16 protein-coding genes are annotated in these 13,524 nt (G+C 73.8%); 7 read left to right on the forward strand and 9 right to left on the reverse strand.

Annotated features, from left to right (window positions below; genetic code table 11):
• Positions 1 to 30 precede the first annotated feature (30 nt).
• Together AB0Q96_RS11485 and AB0Q96_RS11490 are read right to left on the reverse strand one after the other, a co-directional pair.
• Positions 31 to 459 carry an SRPBCC family protein gene (locus AB0Q96_RS11485; protein WP_365324101.1) on the reverse strand — a complete coding sequence of 143 codons (429 nt, stop codon included), beginning with the start codon at positions 457 to 459 and terminating at the stop codon, positions 31 to 33.
• A gap of 69 nt (positions 460 to 528) precedes the next feature.
• The gene (locus AB0Q96_RS11490) at positions 529 to 741 is read right to left on the reverse strand and encodes a hypothetical protein (RefSeq protein WP_365324103.1); all 213 of its coding nucleotides are present in this window, start codon (positions 739 to 741) and stop codon (positions 529 to 531) included.
• Positions 742 to 1,021: 280 nt separating this feature from the next.
• On the opposite strand from AB0Q96_RS11490, the gene AB0Q96_RS11495 reads away from it, so the two are divergent.
• The 3 genes from AB0Q96_RS11495 to AB0Q96_RS11505 all read left to right on the forward strand — a co-directional run bounded on the left by AB0Q96_RS11495 (position 1,022) and on the right by AB0Q96_RS11505 (position 3,845).
• Positions 1,022 to 1,531, forward strand: a complete 510-nt coding sequence (locus tag AB0Q96_RS11495) for a Clp protease N-terminal domain-containing protein (protein ID WP_365324716.1) — start codon at positions 1,022 to 1,024, stop codon at positions 1,529 to 1,531.
• 41 nt (positions 1,532 to 1,572) lie between these two features.
• Positions 1,573 to 2,592: an EamA family transporter gene (locus tag AB0Q96_RS11500; RefSeq protein ID WP_365324104.1), complete on the forward strand. Its 1,020-nt coding sequence runs from the start codon at positions 1,573 to 1,575 to the stop codon at positions 2,590 to 2,592.
• Positions 2,593 to 2,765: 173 nt separating this feature from the next.
• Positions 2,766 to 3,845: an EamA family transporter gene (locus tag AB0Q96_RS11505; protein ID WP_365324106.1), complete on the forward strand. Its 1,080-nt coding sequence runs from the start codon at positions 2,766 to 2,768 to the stop codon at positions 3,843 to 3,845.
• Positions 3,846 to 3,897: 52 nt separating this feature from the next.
• On the opposite strand, the gene AB0Q96_RS11510 is transcribed toward AB0Q96_RS11505, so the two are convergent.
• Together AB0Q96_RS11510 and AB0Q96_RS11515 are read right to left on the reverse strand one after the other, a co-directional pair.
• Complete coding sequence (locus tag AB0Q96_RS11510) at positions 3,898 to 4,545, reverse strand: FMN-binding negative transcriptional regulator (RefSeq protein ID WP_365324108.1); 648 nt, start codon at positions 4,543 to 4,545, stop codon at positions 3,898 to 3,900.
• Between the two features lie 10 nt (positions 4,546 to 4,555).
• Positions 4,556 to 5,224 (reverse strand): pyridoxamine 5'-phosphate oxidase family protein, encoded by a 669-nt coding sequence (locus AB0Q96_RS11515; protein ID WP_365324110.1) that lies wholly within the window; start codon positions 5,222 to 5,224, stop codon positions 4,556 to 4,558.
• 35 nt (positions 5,225 to 5,259) lie between these two features.
• Between AB0Q96_RS11515 and AB0Q96_RS11520 the strand changes: the two genes are divergently transcribed.
• Positions 5,260 to 6,591 (forward strand): aminotransferase class I/II-fold pyridoxal phosphate-dependent enzyme, encoded by a 1,332-nt coding sequence (locus tag AB0Q96_RS11520; RefSeq protein WP_365324112.1) that lies wholly within the window; start codon positions 5,260 to 5,262, stop codon positions 6,589 to 6,591.
• A gap of 38 nt (positions 6,592 to 6,629) precedes the next feature.
• On the opposite strand, the gene AB0Q96_RS11525 is transcribed toward AB0Q96_RS11520, so the two are convergent.
• Positions 6,630 to 7,667: a DMT family transporter gene (locus AB0Q96_RS11525; RefSeq protein ID WP_365324114.1), complete on the reverse strand. Its 1,038-nt coding sequence runs from the start codon at positions 7,665 to 7,667 to the stop codon at positions 6,630 to 6,632.
• Positions 7,668 to 7,741: 74 nt separating this feature from the next.
• On the opposite strand from AB0Q96_RS11525, the gene AB0Q96_RS11530 reads away from it, so the two are divergent.
• Positions 7,742 to 8,647 (forward strand): LysR family transcriptional regulator, encoded by a 906-nt coding sequence (locus AB0Q96_RS11530; RefSeq protein WP_365324116.1) that lies wholly within the window; start codon positions 7,742 to 7,744, stop codon positions 8,645 to 8,647.
• 15 nt (positions 8,648 to 8,662) lie between these two features.
• Here the strand turns inward: AB0Q96_RS11530 and AB0Q96_RS11535 are convergent, their stop codons facing one another.
• Positions 8,663 to 9,124, reverse strand: coding sequence for a pyridoxamine 5'-phosphate oxidase family protein (locus tag AB0Q96_RS11535; protein ID WP_365324118.1), 462 nt, complete (start codon positions 9,122 to 9,124; stop codon positions 8,663 to 8,665).
• Positions 9,125 to 9,238: 114 nt separating this feature from the next.
• On the opposite strand from AB0Q96_RS11535, the gene AB0Q96_RS11540 reads away from it, so the two are divergent.
• Positions 9,239 to 9,895, forward strand: coding sequence for a cysteine hydrolase (locus tag AB0Q96_RS11540; protein WP_365324120.1), 657 nt, complete (start codon positions 9,239 to 9,241; stop codon positions 9,893 to 9,895).
• 9 nt (positions 9,896 to 9,904) lie between these two features.
• Here AB0Q96_RS11540 and AB0Q96_RS11545 read toward each other — a convergent pair whose 3' ends face one another.
• Positions 9,905 to 10,387 (reverse strand): Rieske (2Fe-2S) protein, encoded by a 483-nt coding sequence (locus tag AB0Q96_RS11545; RefSeq protein WP_365324122.1) that lies wholly within the window; start codon positions 10,385 to 10,387, stop codon positions 9,905 to 9,907.
• A gap of 181 nt (positions 10,388 to 10,568) precedes the next feature.
• A complete protein-coding gene (locus tag AB0Q96_RS11550; RefSeq protein WP_365324719.1) occupies positions 10,569 to 11,240 on the reverse strand; it encodes an adenosylcobinamide amidohydrolase in 672 nt (223 codons plus the stop codon).
• A 96-nt stretch (positions 11,241 to 11,336) separates the two neighbouring features.
• Between AB0Q96_RS11550 and AB0Q96_RS11555 the strand changes: the two genes are divergently transcribed.
• Positions 11,337 to 11,462, forward strand: coding sequence for a hypothetical protein (locus AB0Q96_RS11555; protein WP_365324764.1), 126 nt, complete (start codon positions 11,337 to 11,339; stop codon positions 11,460 to 11,462).
• 1,032 nt (positions 11,463 to 12,494) lie between these two features.
• On the opposite strand, the gene AB0Q96_RS11560 is transcribed toward AB0Q96_RS11555, so the two are convergent.
• A complete protein-coding gene (locus tag AB0Q96_RS11560; protein WP_365324124.1) occupies positions 12,495 to 13,517 on the reverse strand; it encodes a hypothetical protein in 1,023 nt (340 codons plus the stop codon).
• Between the last annotated feature and the right edge of the window lie 7 nt (positions 13,518 to 13,524).

Raw genomic sequence — 13,524 nt, forward strand, 5'->3', positions numbered from 1 at the left:
CGGGGCCCCTCGTCGTACGGAGCGCGCCGGTCAGGCGACCAGGCCGGCCAGCTTGCGCAGGGACTCGGTCAGCGCCGCCGTGGCCGAGTCCTTGAGCTTGCCCGCCATCAGGGAGACGGCCGCACCCGTGAACTCCCCTTCGATCCGTACGGTGGTGGCCCCGCCGTCCGCGGTGAGGGCGTAGCGGGTGCCGACGGTCACGCCCATCGGCCCCTTGCCGCGGATCGCGAACACCCGGCCCGTCTCCAGCTCCTCCACCGTCCAGGTCACCTCGGCCGGGAAGCCCATGAGCTTCATGTTCTCGGCGAAGGTCGCGCCCGCCTCCAGGGTGGCCGGGCCACCGTTCGGGAAGTTGGTGTGGGTGGCGTTCCATTCCCCGTACGAGGCGAAGTCGGTGAGCTGCGCCCACACCTTCTCGGCCGGAGCCTCGATCCGTGCCTCCGCGCTGACTTCGGCCATACGACCACCCCTTCACGCGTACCAGTCGGCTTTCGGTGTCGCGGAACGTAGCGTCGGCGGCGTCAACATTCAATACTGATGAACCGTCAGTTCTGCGGGCTCGTCACCGATCCACCAGATCTGCGCCGAGTCGAAGCGGTCCGAGGCGCGGGGGCCGCCGCTCTCGTCGTGGCAGTGGAAGGCGGCCCAGAAGAGGTCGGCCGGCAGCGCCGCCCGCGGTGCGTACACGCGGTAGACGTACTGCCGCCCGTCGAGCGCGAGGAGGGCCACCATCCAGAACATGCCTGGAGGACGATACGGGACGGTCCGGCGGTTGCGCACGGGGCGCGGGGCGAAGGCAAGGCGGCGCGCTACCCCGAGGGAGAAGTCGCGCGATCTCATCCGTAAGGAGGAGGAACCGATCGTCCGTGCCCACCTCCGGTGGGACGCGCACATGCTTCTCGCCGGGGATGCCCCGGCTTGTCGGGACTGATGAGGTGGAAGGGTGCGATTTCCCGTCCCTCCCGAACCTGCCCCCGGCAGGCCCGGCCCGCCCGGCGTCCCCGGCCCCTCGCTGCCCCGGCTGCCCGCCGTACGCCGCGCCGAGCTCACGGACGCGCTCACCGTCGAGCTGGTGACCGCGGTGACGGGCGCCCGGCGACGTGCCCTGCGGGACGGGGACCGGCAGGTCGACACCGCCCATCTGCTGCACTCCCTGGTCGAGGCCGACCCGGAGACCGCCGCCGCCTTCGAGAGCCCCCACCAACGGGCCCGGGTGCTCGGCTACCTCGTCCAGCGCTCCATCGGCTACGGGCTGCGCTGGCAGCGCTCCGTCGAGGACACCGGCTCGGACCTGCCCGTCCTGCGGGGCGCCGAGAACGCCGCCGCGGGCTGGTCCCCGGCCGCCGCGGCCGCCCTCGCCGGCGCCTTCGAACGGGCCGCGTCGCGCGGCGACGGCCGGGTCCGCGGACTCGACCTGCTCGCCGCGCTCGCCGCCGATCCCGGCAACCGGGCCGCCGAGGTGCTCCGCCGCGCGGGCGTCGACCGGCACGATCTGGCCGCCCGCACCGGGGAGCTGTCTCAACAGGTGTAACGGGGGTTACGCACCTGACGGCGTCCTGTCATGATGGCCCGATGCACGCGTCTCAGGAGAAAAACGCAGGCCTGGGACTCGCCCTGGTCTCCGCCGTCGCCTTCGGCGGTTCAGGAGTGGCGGCCAAGCCGCTCATCGAGGCGGGGCTCGACCCGCTCCACGTGGTGTGGCTCCGGGTGGCCGGTGCCGCCCTCGTCATGCTGCCGGTGGCCTGGCGCCACCGCGACCTGGTGCGCCGCAAGCCCGCCCTGCTCGCCGGCTTCGGACTGCTCGGCGTCGCCGGCGTCCAGGGCTTCTACTTCGCCTCCATCTCCCGCATCCCGGTCGGGGTGGCGCTCCTCATCGAGTACCTGGCCCCGGCGCTGGTGCTCGGCTGGGTCCGCTTCGTCCAGCGGCGGCCGGTCACCCGCAGGGCGGCCCTCGGCGTCGTCCTGGCCGTCGGCGGACTCGCCTGCGTCGTCCAGGTCTGGTCCGGGCTGAGCTTCGACCTCCTGGGCCTCGTCCTCGCGCTCGCCGCGGCCTGCTGCCAGGTCGGCTACTTCGTCCTGGCCGACCAGGGCGGCGACGACGCCGAACCCGTCCACGCGCTCGGCGTCATCGCGTACGCGCTCCTCGTCGGCGCCCTCGTCCTCACGGTCCTCGCCCGCCCCTGGGAGATGGACTGGGCGGTCCTCGGCGGAACGGCGGACATGGACGGGACCGGCGCCCCGGCCTGGCTGCTGCTCGGCTGGATCGTGCTGATCGCCACCGTGCTCGCCTACGCCACCGGCGTCGTCTCGGTGCGCCGGCTCTCCCCGCAGGTGGCCGGTGTCGTCGCCTGCCTGGAGGCCGTGATCGCGACCGTCCTCGCCTGGGTCCTGCTCGGCGAGCACCTGGCGGCGCCGCAGATCATCGGCGGCGCGGTCGTCCTGGTCGGCGCCTTCATCGCCCAGTCCGCCACGCCGAAGGCGGCGGCCCCGGGCGTGGTGGCGGGCTCGGCCGAAGGAGTCACCGCGGCGGCCGGCGGCGGGCCGGGCGCCGGCGACGACCGGGAGTTGTCGGTCGAGCGGTCCGCGCCCTAAGGTGCCGATCATGCATGCGACCGTGCTTCCGCCTCCCGCCGCCTAGCGCGGGCGGCCTCTTTCCCTGACGAAGACCGGGCTCGGGCGGGCCGACACAGGCCCCCGAGCAGGTCGTCGACGCCTGCCCGCGGAGCCCGACGACCCTTCACCCCGTCTTCTCGCGGAGCGCACCCATGCCGAACACCCCGTCCACCGGCCTGTCAACTGGCCTGTCAGCTGGCCCGTCAACCGGCCTGTCCACCGGCCGGAGCCTTGTCTACCTGATCGTCGCCGGAATCGCCTGGGGCACCGCGGGCGCCGCCGCCGCGCTGCTCTTCCGGGCCAGTGACCTGGGCCCGCTCGCCCTCTCGTTCTGGCGCTGCGTCGGCGGGCTCGCCCTGCTGCTCGGGGCGCTCGCCCTGCGGCGCCGGCCGCGGCCCGTCACCGTCGAACCGCGCGGGCGGCGGCTCCTGCGGATCCTCGGCACCGGCGTCGGACTCAGCGTCTTCCAGAGCGCCTACTTCGCCGCCGTCGACCTCACCGGACTCGCCGTCGGCACCGTCGTCACGCTCGGCGCCGGACCCGTCCTCATCGCGGTCGGCGCCCGGATCCTCATGGGCGAGCGGATCGGCGCCGGCGGCGCCGCCGCCGTCATCGGGGCGCTCGCCGGACTCGCCGTGCTCGTCCTCGGCGGCGGAGGCGCGCAGATCCGGCCGCTCGGCGTCCTGCTCGCCCTCGTCTCCGCCGCCGGATACGCGGCGATCACCCTGCTGACCCGGTGGCTCGGCCGCGACGGCGGCGGCGCGGACGCCCTGTCGACCACCACCTGGGCCTTCGCCGTCGGTGCCGTCGGCCTGCTGCCGCTCGCCGCGGCCGAGGGCCTCGTGCCCCACACCGGCGACCCCGCCCAGGTGCTCCTCCTGCTCGGGTACGTCGCCGCCGTGCCGACCGCGCTCGCCTACGCCCTGTACTTCGCCGGGGCGGCCGTGGTCCGCGCCGCGACCGTGTCCGTGATCATGCTCCTGGAGCCGGTGAGCGCGGCGGTCATCGCCGTGACCGTCCTCGGCGAGAAGCTCACCGGCGCGACCGTCGGGGGCACCCTGCTGCTGCTCACCGCGGTGACCGGGCTCGCCCTCGCCGAGGCCCGCTCGGCCGCCACGGCCCGTCGTCGGCCTTTGGAGACGGCGGAGACGGCAGAGATGGCGGAGGCAGGGGAGGCCACAGAGGAAGGGGAAGCGGCGGAAGCGGCGGAGACCGTGGCGGTACGGGGCTGAGGGCGTCGGCCGGCTGGGGTCCCGGTCCGTACGGGGCCGGGGCCCCGGCGGTTCACGCCCCCGGGGCGCGGCGGCGCAGCTGGTGGGCCCGGGCGGCGGCGTCGCCCGGACCCGCGCGCTCGGCGAGGCGGTCCGCCACCCGGTCCTGGACCTCCTGGGGCTTGTTGCCCGCGTACTTGAACTTCGCCCGCACCTCGGTCACGTCCAGGCAGAGCACCCGGATGCCCGGCAGCATCCGCCCGAAGGGCGCCTCGCCGGGGCACACCGGCGCGGTGCCGCCCTCCGGCTGGAAGTGGGCCACCTGGCGGTCGAGCAGCTCCGCCTTCTCGGCCGGGTCGTCGACGATCCGGGCGACACAGCGGAGCTGGACGGCCGCGTAGTACGAGGTGGGGGTGCCGTGCTCGGAAGGGGCGCCCTCGGGTGCGGTCCAGTGGCCCGGCACGAAGACGTAGTCGTCCACGACGCTCAGGAGCACGGCGGGGTTCCGCTCCAGGTCCCGCCAGAGCGGATTGGGGCGGGCGAGATGGGCGATGACCCGGCCGTGCGGGCCGGGCTCGGGCTCGTACCGGAAGTGCATCGGCTGCACCCACGGCGGTTCGCCCGGCGCGCCGTTCACCGCGAGCTGGCCGAAGTCGTGGGAGGACAGCCAGCCGTGCCACTCGGCGTCGTTCCGGGGGGAGTCCCAGGGATGGATCAGCACGGGGCGCTCCTCACAGGGCCGCGAGGTAGTCCGGCAGGGCGACGGCCGGGTCGAGCTCCGCGGCCGGGACCGGGGTGCCGTACCGGCGCTGTACGGGGACGACGCCGGCCCAGTGGGGGAGCGCGAGGTCCTCGGGGTCGTCGTTGGGGCCGCCGGTGCGGACCTTCGCGGAGACCTCGTCGAGGTCGAGGCGCAGGACGGCGGTCGCGGCGAGCTCCTTGGCGTTGCCCGGGCGGGAGTCGGCGGCGCGGCCGGGGACGACCTGGTCGACGAGGGCGTCGAGGGCGGTGCGCAGTTCCTCCGGGTCGGTGACCTGGTGGGCGGTGCCGTGCACGACGACGGAGCGGTAGTTCATCGAGTGGTGGAACGCGGACTTGGCGAGCACCAGGCCGTCCACGTGGGTCACCGTGAGGCAGACCGGAAGGCCCGGGGCCGACTCGCCGCGCCCGGCCGTGCGCAGCGGGCGGGAGCCGGTCGAACCGTGCACGTACAGGCGCTCGCCTATCCGCCCGTACAGGGTCGGCAGGACGACGGGGGCGCCGTCGCGGACGAAGCCGAGGTGGCAGAGGTACGCCTCGTCGAGGATCGAGTGCACCAACGCGCGGTCGTAGGAGGCGCGCTGGGCGGAGCGGGTGGGGACGGTGCGGTCGGTCGGGGTGTAGGAGTCCGTCTCCGGCATTGCGTTCTCCATTGCACTAGTGCATAGTTGGGTTTGTGCTAGGAGAGTATCGGATCGAAGGCCGTCGCGCATCGGAGATCGCCGCCAGTGTCGAGCGGGGCGTGGGTGAAGGTGCCCTCGCGCCCGGACAACTGCTGCCCCCTATGAGGGAGTTGGCGGCTTCGCTGGGGGTGAATCCCAATACCGTCGCCGCCGCCTACCGGACCCTGCGCGAGCGCGGTGTGATCGAGACGGACGGGCGGAGGGGCAGCCGGATCCGCTCCGCGCCCGCGACGACGGCCCGCGGCTCGATCCGGGTCGAGGCCCCCGCGGGGGTGCGGGACGTGAGCGAGGGCAGCCCGGACCCGGCGCTGCTGCCCCGCCTCGACGAGGCCTTCGCCGCGGTCGCGCGCGACTACGCCGAGCGGCCCGCGCTGTACGGGGAGGCCCCGGTCGACGCCGGCTTCGCGCGGCTCGCGCGGGCCGCCTTCGACGCGGACGGGGTGCCCGCCGGGCCCGTCGGCGTGGCCTCCGGCTCCCTCGACGCGATCGAGCGGGTGCTCGCCGCGCACCTGCGGCCGGGCGACGCCGTCGCCGTGGAGGACCCCGGCTGGGGCAGCCTCCTCGACCTCGTGCCGGCGCTCGGGCTGCGGCCCGTACCGGTCGCCGTGGACGACGAGGGGCCGCTGCCCGACGCCGTGGCCCGGGCGCTGCGCGGCGGCGCGCGGGCGGTCATCGTCACCGACCGGGCGCAGAACCCCACGGGCGGCTGCGTGAGCGCGGAACGGGCCGCCGCCCTGCGCGCCGTCCTCGCCGCCCACCCGGACGTGCTGCTGATCGAGGACGACCACGGACACGGCATCGTCGCGGAGCCGCCGCACCCGCTCGCCACCGGCGCCGGGCACTGGGTCTTCGTCCGCTCGGTCGCCAAGGCCTATGGCCCCGACCTGCGGATCGCCGCGTTCACCGGGGACCGGGAGACCGTCGACCGGGTGCTCGGGCGGCAGCGGCTCGGCCCCGGCTGGGTCAGCCGGCTGCTCCAGCGCACGGTCGTGCACCTGTGGACCACGGGGGCAGTGGACCCCGCCGCCGTCTCGGCGGCGTACGGGGAGCGGCGCGACGGCCTCGTCCGCGCGCTCGCCCGGCGCGGGGTCGAGGCGCACGGGCGTGGCGGCATGAACGTCTGGGTGCCGGTCTCCGACGAGACCGGGGCCGTCTCCCGCATGCTCGCCGCCGGTTGGGCGGTCGCCCCCGGCGCCCGCTTCCGCATGGACACGGGCCCGGCCGTCCGGCTGACGGTCTCCCGGCTCACCTCTGCGGACATCGAACCCCTCGCCGACGCCGTCGCGTACGCGGCGGGACCTGCGCAGGCCCGCAGCTTCGGGTGAGCCGGGGGGATGGACGGTGAGGGAGGGTGGGCGGGCGGTCAGACGCGGGTGGCGGTGACCTGGGCCGGGGGAGTCGTGGCCGAAGTCGCCTCGGTCGGGGGGCCCGCCGTCGTGGTGCCCGCGGCCGTGGGCGCCGTGGTGGGGGCCGGCTTTCCGGAGCGGCGGCGGGTGCCGCGGGTCTGGGTGAGGGCCGCGCCCGCGAGGACCACCACCGCGCCCACCGGGGTGTTCCAGGTGAGGTGCTCGCCGAGCACGGCGATGCCCGCGGCCGTCGCGATGACCGGGATGAAGTACGTGACCATGGACGCCGTCGTCGGGCCGACCTCCGCCACCACGCCGTACTGGAGCAGCATCGCGCAGCCCGTACCCAGGGCGCCGAGCGCGATCACCGACAGCAGCGGCAGGATCTCGACGTGGGTCGGCAGGCTGGTGAACAGCGGGGTGACCACCGCGAGCTGGAGCGTCGCGAGGCCCACCTGGGAGCCCGCGAGGGCGAGGTTCGACGAGCCCGTGCCGGACAGGGTGCGGCGGACGTATATCCAGCCCACCGCGTAGCTGAACGAGGCCAGCAGGGCCAGCGCCGTGCCCGTGACGTCCAGGCCCGAGAAGCCCTGCCAGGCGCCCAGGACCGTCAGGACGCCGATGAAACCTATGCCGAGGCCCGCCGCGCGGACGCGGGTCGGCCGGTCCTCGGAGAGCGCGACGAGCGACAGGAGCATGCCCCACAGCGGGGTCGTGGCGTTGCAGATGCCCGCGAGGGTCGACGGGATGGTCAGCTCGGCGTACGAGAAGAGCGAGAACGGCAGGGCGTTCAGGAGGAACGCCGCCACCGTCAGATGGCCCCAGGTACGGGCCCCGCGCGGGAGCCGGTCACGCTTCACCACGAAGGCGACGGCCAGCACCGCCGTACCGAACAGAAGACGGCCGAAGGTCACCTGGAAGGGGGCGAAGCCCTCCGTGCCGACCTTGATGAAGAGGAAGCTGAAACCCCAGATCAGGGCCAGCACGCCGAAACGGACGCGCCAGTCGAGGGAGGTCCGGGGGCGGGACGGGGACGGGAGGGCGGGGCTGCTCATGCCGTTCAGGGTGACCGACCCCATCTCTTAGTACAAGCGAGAATTCCTGGAGTCGTCGTCGTAGTATCGCTTACATGTTGAATCTGGAGCGCCTGCGCACCCTGGACGCCGTCGCCCGGCACGGCTCCGTCAGCGGTGCCGCCGAAGGGCTGCACGTCACCACGTCGGCCGTCTCCCAGCAGCTGTCGAAACTGGAGCGGGAGATCGGCCAGCAGCTGCTCGCCAAGAACGGGCGCGGAGTACGGCTCACCGACGCCGGACTGCTGCTCGCCGAGCACGCCTCGCGCATCCTCTCCCAGGTCCAGCTCGCCCAGGCGGACATCGAGGCACAGCGCGGACAGGTGGTCGGCGAGGTGCGCATCGCGGCCTTCCCGACGGCGATGCGCGGGCTGTTCCCCACCGCGATCCGCGCCCTGCGCGCCGCCCACCCCGACCTGCGCGTCCACACCGCCGAGCTGGAGCCCGACCTGGGGGTGCGCGAGGTGCTGCGCGGGGACAGCGACCTCGCCGTGGTCCTGGACTGGAACAACAAGCGGGCGCCCGTCCCGGCCGGTCTCGAACGGGCCAGGCTGCTCGACGACTCCGCCGACGTGGCCCTGCCCGCCGACCACCCGCTCGCCGGGCGGACGGCGGTGGACCTGGAGGACTTCGCCGACGAGGACTGGGTGTCCTGGCCGGCCGGCGAGTTCTGTCACGACTGGCTGATGTTCACGCTCCGCTCCAAGGGCGTCGAGCCCCGGATCGCCCATGTCGCCGGGGACCACCACACCCAGCTCGCCCTGGTCGCCGCCGGGCTCGGCGTCTGCGTCGCGCCCCGGCTCGGCCGGCCGACGGCCATGGACGGGGTCGCCTTCGTGCCGGTGCGCCAGCCCGTGCGGCGGCACATCTACGCGACCTGGCGCACCGACGCGGGGCGCCGGCCGTCCATCCGCGCCGTGGTCGACGCGTTGCGGGAGGCGGGCGCGCCGCTGGGCGACTGAGGGCCGCCGCCGGAGCTACCCCATCTTGCGGAAGTCCCAGGACGCGACGGCCTCCGGGGTCAGGCGCATCCAGGCGTGCCGGCCGTCGTGCGGCATGGTGTCCAGGCCGAAGTTCTTCGCCGCGAAGAGGCGTTCGGCGGCCTCCAGTTCGGCGCACGGCTCGCCCGTGCGCGGGGCCTCGCCCACGAACTCCACGGTGCCCGACAGCTCCACCCCGCGCAGCTCCCCGTACTCCTCGCCGTCGTCCACCACCACCGCGATCCGCGGCCGGGCGCGCAGCTCGGCCCAACGGCGGCTGCGGGTCAGGGAGTACAGCCAGAGCGAGCTGCCGTCCCAGGCGAACCAGAGGGCGCTGACGTGCGGCCGTCCGTCGGCCGACACGGTCGCCACCCGGCAGGTGCGCTGTTCGGTGAGGAAGGTGTCGAGCTCGGCCGGGGTCATCATGATCCGGCGTCCACGGCGCTGTGCGACGGTCATCGTCCGCACCCTTCTGGATTTCTGACGAGGTGTCAGAAATCATGGGGGGTACCGCCGTCCGCTGGCAAGGAGCGTGCCGGGGCGGCCGCGTCAGTGGCAACCGAGGAGGAGACCGTGGGGCACGCGGAACAACTCAGGGAACAGCTGGCACCCGACGGCGCCGTGCTGCTCACCGTCGAATGCCAGCAGGGAGTCGTCGGCCGCGACAGCGCGCTGCCCGAACTCGCCGCCGTCGCCCGCTCGTCGGGCGCCCTGCGCAACGTGGCCCGGCTGGTCGCCGCTGCGCACGGGGCCGACGTCCAGGTGCTGCACGCCGTCGCCGAGCGGCGGCCCGACGGGCGCGGCGCCAACCACAACGCCCGGCTCTTCCGCGCCGCCGCCCGGCTCCCCGTACAGCAGCACGCCGGCAGCGCCGCCGTACGGATCGCCGAACCGATCGAGGTCGCCGACCAGGACCTCGTCGTACGCCGGCTGCACGGGCTCTCGCCGCTCGCCGGCACCGACGTCGACGCCCTGCTGCGCAACCTCGGCTGCCGCACCCTGGTCGTCACCGGCGTCTCCGCCAACGTGGCCGTCCCCAACGCGGTCTTCGACGCCGTCAACCTCGGTTACACGGTCGTCGTGCCCGGCGACGCCATCGCGGGGGTGCCGGCCGACTACACCCCGGCGATGATCCGGAACACCCTCGCCCTGGTCGCCACCATCGCGACCACCGACGAGGTGCTCGGCTGCTGGAAGGCCCCGCGCCGGGCGCCCGCGCCGCGTTGCTGACCCTCGGGGTCAGCCGAGCCTGATCGCGTCGCCCGTCACCTCGATCGGGGTCGGCTCCAGCGGGCTCGGCGCCGGGCCCCCCTTGACGCTGCCGTCGGAGAAGTCGAAGCGGCTCTGGTGGCAGGGGCACACGATGACCCCGTCGGCGACCGAGGCCACCGTGCAGCCCGCGTGGGTGCAGCGCGCCGAGAACGCCTTGAACTCGCCCTTCTTGGGCTGTGTGACCACCACGCCCCGGTCGGCGAGCACCTTTCCGCCGCCGACCGGGATGTCGCCGGTCCGCGCGAGCGGCGGGGTCTGGGAGGCCCCGCCCGAGGCGTCCGTGCCGCCCGAGGCGTCGGCACCACCGGACCCCTCGGTGCCGCCGCCGTCACCCTTGGCGCCCGTCGCGCCGTCACCGTCCGCGGAGCCGCCGCCGCAGGCCGCGAGGGCCGCGACGAGGCCCGCGCCGCCCGCCGCCGCGACGACTGTCCTGCGTCCCACACCGCTCATGCCACACCCCTTGTTATCCGCTTCCGATCCGCCGCCGCCCGGATTCCCGGACGACCCGCGTCATGTTTCCCGAAGAACACCACGACCCGCCACGGTCCGTGGGGAGTTCACAGGGCGCGGACAGCGGGCTCCGGGCCGGACGGCACGCCGGCAGCGGGGCCCCGCGGGTCCGGCGCGCCCGTCACAGCAGGTCCGCGCAGGCATCCCGGGTCGCCCGGTGCACCGCGCGGGCCAGGCGGGCGCCCCACAGGGAGCGGGGACCGGCGAACGGCTCCGGCGTCACCCCGGGCGTGTCGGCGGGGCAGGCGACGCAGACCGCGTCCGTGGGCGTGCCGGAGGCGTCGGCGCCCAGCTCCACCAGGGCCTGGACCTTCGCCTCGGTGGCCGTCGCCACGGCGTTGACCAGCGCCGCGTCCGTGAGCGGCACCGGGAGCGACACGATGATGTTGATGGTGCCGGGGCGCGGCGCGCCGACGGCGCCGGTCTCCGGGACGGCCGCCCAGCCCCGTACCCCGATGCCCGCCGTCACGACGGCCTCGGCGCCGCCGTCCGCCGCGAACCGGCGGTCCTCGACCGACGCGGCCGTCATCAGTCCCACCCCGGCGCCGTCCAGCCCGGCCCCCGCGGCGAGGGAGCCCAGATGGGCGACCGGGTCGCGGCGCGAATACCCCGGGGGCACCTGGGCGTTGACCACCCAGTCGCGGGCGCCGATGCCGCCGCCGAGGACGGCGCTCGACACCATCCGGGTGCCGGGCCCGGGCGCCCACACCAGCAGGGGCCAGCGGCGCCCGTCCTCCTCGTGGCCGAGCAGGACGGCGTCGGCGAGCGCGGGCGTGGCGGGAGGGGTTCGCAGGAGCACCCCGCACCTTAACGCGGGGGCCGGGGCCGCACCCTAGGCTGGGGGCGGACGCCCCCAAGGGCTCCTGGAACGATTGGACAGCCTCGGAACATGCTTACAGAGGTGACCGCGACCCGCTACGTCACGCCCCTGCGCGAGGGCGGGTCGCTCCCCGGGATCGTCGAGGCCGACGATTTCGGCACGTACGTCATGAAGTTGTCTACCTGGTGGCGCTGACCAGCACAGATGAGGCTGTACCCGTCTCTGACCTGGGCGGATGAGTCTTTCAGCGTCTTTCAGGTTCGTGCTGCGTTACGCGGCCGATTCTCCCCAGCCGCTCCCCAGCGCCGTCGATACTCCCCAGATTCTCCCCAGGAGTGCTCTCGCGGGGGCCTGTGGGGGCTTGCGAGGGCAGCCCACTGGAGGTACTGCGTCCGGCACACTGCGTAACTGCCTGCGGGGCTGCAACCTAGGGTCGAGCGGATGAATATAGGGCATGGGTTTGACGCCGCTTCATGGTTCGTCCTCGAGACCCGCGCGCTCCTAGGAGCCGAACTCCCCGCATCACGTGGCGGGCGGCGCGATCCTTGAGCCGGGTCTCCCGCAGCCACCGCGCATCGGCCGTGGGCATCACGGCCGATGCGCCACCTCCGCCCGCGCGGGGATACCCCCACCCGGGCAGGGGGCTCTGGCACCGGGTGACGCAGTGAGGGCGGTCAGCGGTGGCCGATAAATCACGCCTCCTGCTTCCTGCGGCATGAGAAGGGCTCGGGCAGCCCTTCGGGTCCGGTAAGGCTTGCGGGCCGACTGCAGCCGAAGCGGCAGAGCGGGATCGCATGGCCCAGCGCGTCAACCGGAACCACGGCGGCTTCAGCCGTTGAGCACGCCGGTGGGCTTCACGACCTCCCTCACGGCGTCGAACATCCGGTTCGGCAGGCGGAGCGGGCCGGCTGACGGCCGAAGTACGCGAGCAGCGACGGATCGAACGCCGTGTGGTGCGGGCCCAGCCCGCAGGCGGCCTTCCAGCGCAGGTCTGCGGCGGCATACCCGGGCAGCCTTTCGCCGACGGATACATGTCCTCGAACATCACCGCCGAGAACAGCCGAGCCCGGTGCTCGTCCAGGAACGCGAATATGCTCCCTGCCGGAATCAAGCCCCGGCTCCCAGACATCCGGCCCGACTGTCTCCCCGACCCAGTCCCCATCGCCAGACGAGTCTGGCTCCACCGCTCACGCGGCGGGGCCAGAAACCAAGATCGTCATCAATCTTCTAGGCCGCTCCGAAGCCGCAGAGCCCGGCGAGGGTGCCCGGTGACAGGCCGTTCGCGAAACCCGAGCTGGGTAGCCGGCGCAGGATCTTCTGCCAGAGTTCCGGCTGCAGGCGGGAGTGGGGTCCCTCTGTCGTGGCTCGGAGATCGAGGATGGCCGTCTTGCCGACGTCACCCAGGACGAACTGCTGGTCGCCGCTGTAGGTGTCGTCAGTGTCACCGCGGAACCGCGTGAGGTGCAGAGGCAGGCCGAACGTCGGGTCTGCGAGGGCGGCGACGATGTTGTGTGGCCCGGGCCCCTGTCCGCGCACGTGGGAGGAGCGCAGGACCAGCCGTGCCACGTCGGAAGCGCCGCCGTACCCGTCAACGAGGAACGTGTTGGACACGGTGTGCAGAAGGGCGGCTCGGCGCAGCAGCCCGCTGCCGAGCCAGGCACCACGCTGCTGCGCCTGCGTGAAGTCGTCGCGGGGGCCTTCCCATCGAACCTGATGCCCACGCTCGGCACCTGTCCATGCCGTCGGTGAGGACTTCCAGCACAGGAGCTTGACGTCCGGGTCGATCCACTTGTCGAGCATCCCAGCGATGGCGCTGCGCCAGAGCCTCGCCGGCAGGCCGGTCAGTCGCAGTCGGGTGGGCTCTCCGAGCACGCGCAGTTCAATGGCCGTGCGATCTCGCTGCGTGATGCGGAGCCCCGGCACCCCGTGGACCTCGTGGTCCGATACGTACGTGGGGAGGAGGTTGAAGAGGATCTCGGCCGCCCTCTCCTCACTCTCTACGCGCAGGGCAACGCCATCCGGCTCTGGGTGCACCGCGGAGATCCCGAGGGGATAACGGGTGTAGACGTTCCGGAACTCCAGGAGGCCGAGAAGCACGCGCGCCTCGAAGTGCTGCTGAGTCGGCGAATCCGCCGAGGGGATCGGGGGCGCATCGGGCCCAAGCGAATCAATAGCCCGACGGGCCTGTTGGACGCTCTCGCCTGTGTAGAGGCGCCGGCGCAAGGAAACGTCTTGGTGCATCGCGCTCATGGGTCTC

The sequence above is a fragment of the Streptomyces sp. NPDC093111 genome (assembly GCF_040683955.1).
Taxonomy (GTDB): Bacteria; Actinomycetota; Actinomycetes; order Streptomycetales; family Streptomycetaceae; genus Streptomyces.

Excerpts from the sequence above, each read along its gene's own strand:
- AB0Q96_RS11485 (WP_365324101.1), bottom strand. The coding sequence starts at position 459 with ATGGCCGAAGTCAGCGCGGAGGCACGGATCGAGGCTCCGGCCGAGAAG.
- AB0Q96_RS11515 (WP_365324110.1), bottom strand. The coding sequence starts at position 5,224 with ATGCCGGAGACGGACTCCTACACCCCGACCGACCGCACCGTCCCCACC.
- AB0Q96_RS11490 (WP_365324103.1), bottom strand. The coding sequence starts at position 741 with ATGTTCTGGATGGTGGCCCTCCTCGCGCTCGACGGGCGGCAGTACGTC.
- AB0Q96_RS11535 (WP_365324118.1), bottom strand. The coding sequence starts at position 9,124 with ATGACCGTCGCACAGCGCCGTGGACGCCGGATCATGATGACCCCGGCC.
- AB0Q96_RS11530 (WP_365324116.1), top strand. The coding sequence starts at position 7,742 with ATGTTGAATCTGGAGCGCCTGCGCACCCTGGACGCCGTCGCCCGGCAC.
- AB0Q96_RS11560 (WP_365324124.1), bottom strand. The coding sequence starts at position 13,517 with ATGAGCGCGATGCACCAAGACGTTTCCTTGCGCCGGCGCCTCTACACA.
- AB0Q96_RS11555 (WP_365324764.1), top strand. The coding sequence starts at position 11,337 with ATGCTTACAGAGGTGACCGCGACCCGCTACGTCACGCCCCTGCGCGAG.
- AB0Q96_RS11505 (WP_365324106.1), top strand. The coding sequence starts at position 2,766 with ATGCCGAACACCCCGTCCACCGGCCTGTCAACTGGCCTGTCAGCTGGC.
- AB0Q96_RS11545 (WP_365324122.1), bottom strand. The coding sequence starts at position 10,387 with ATGAGCGGTGTGGGACGCAGGACAGTCGTCGCGGCGGCGGGCGGCGCG.
- AB0Q96_RS11500 (WP_365324104.1), top strand. The coding sequence starts at position 1,573 with ATGCACGCGTCTCAGGAGAAAAACGCAGGCCTGGGACTCGCCCTGGTC.
- AB0Q96_RS11525 (WP_365324114.1), bottom strand. The coding sequence starts at position 7,667 with ATGAGCAGCCCCGCCCTCCCGTCCCCGTCCCGCCCCCGGACCTCCCTC.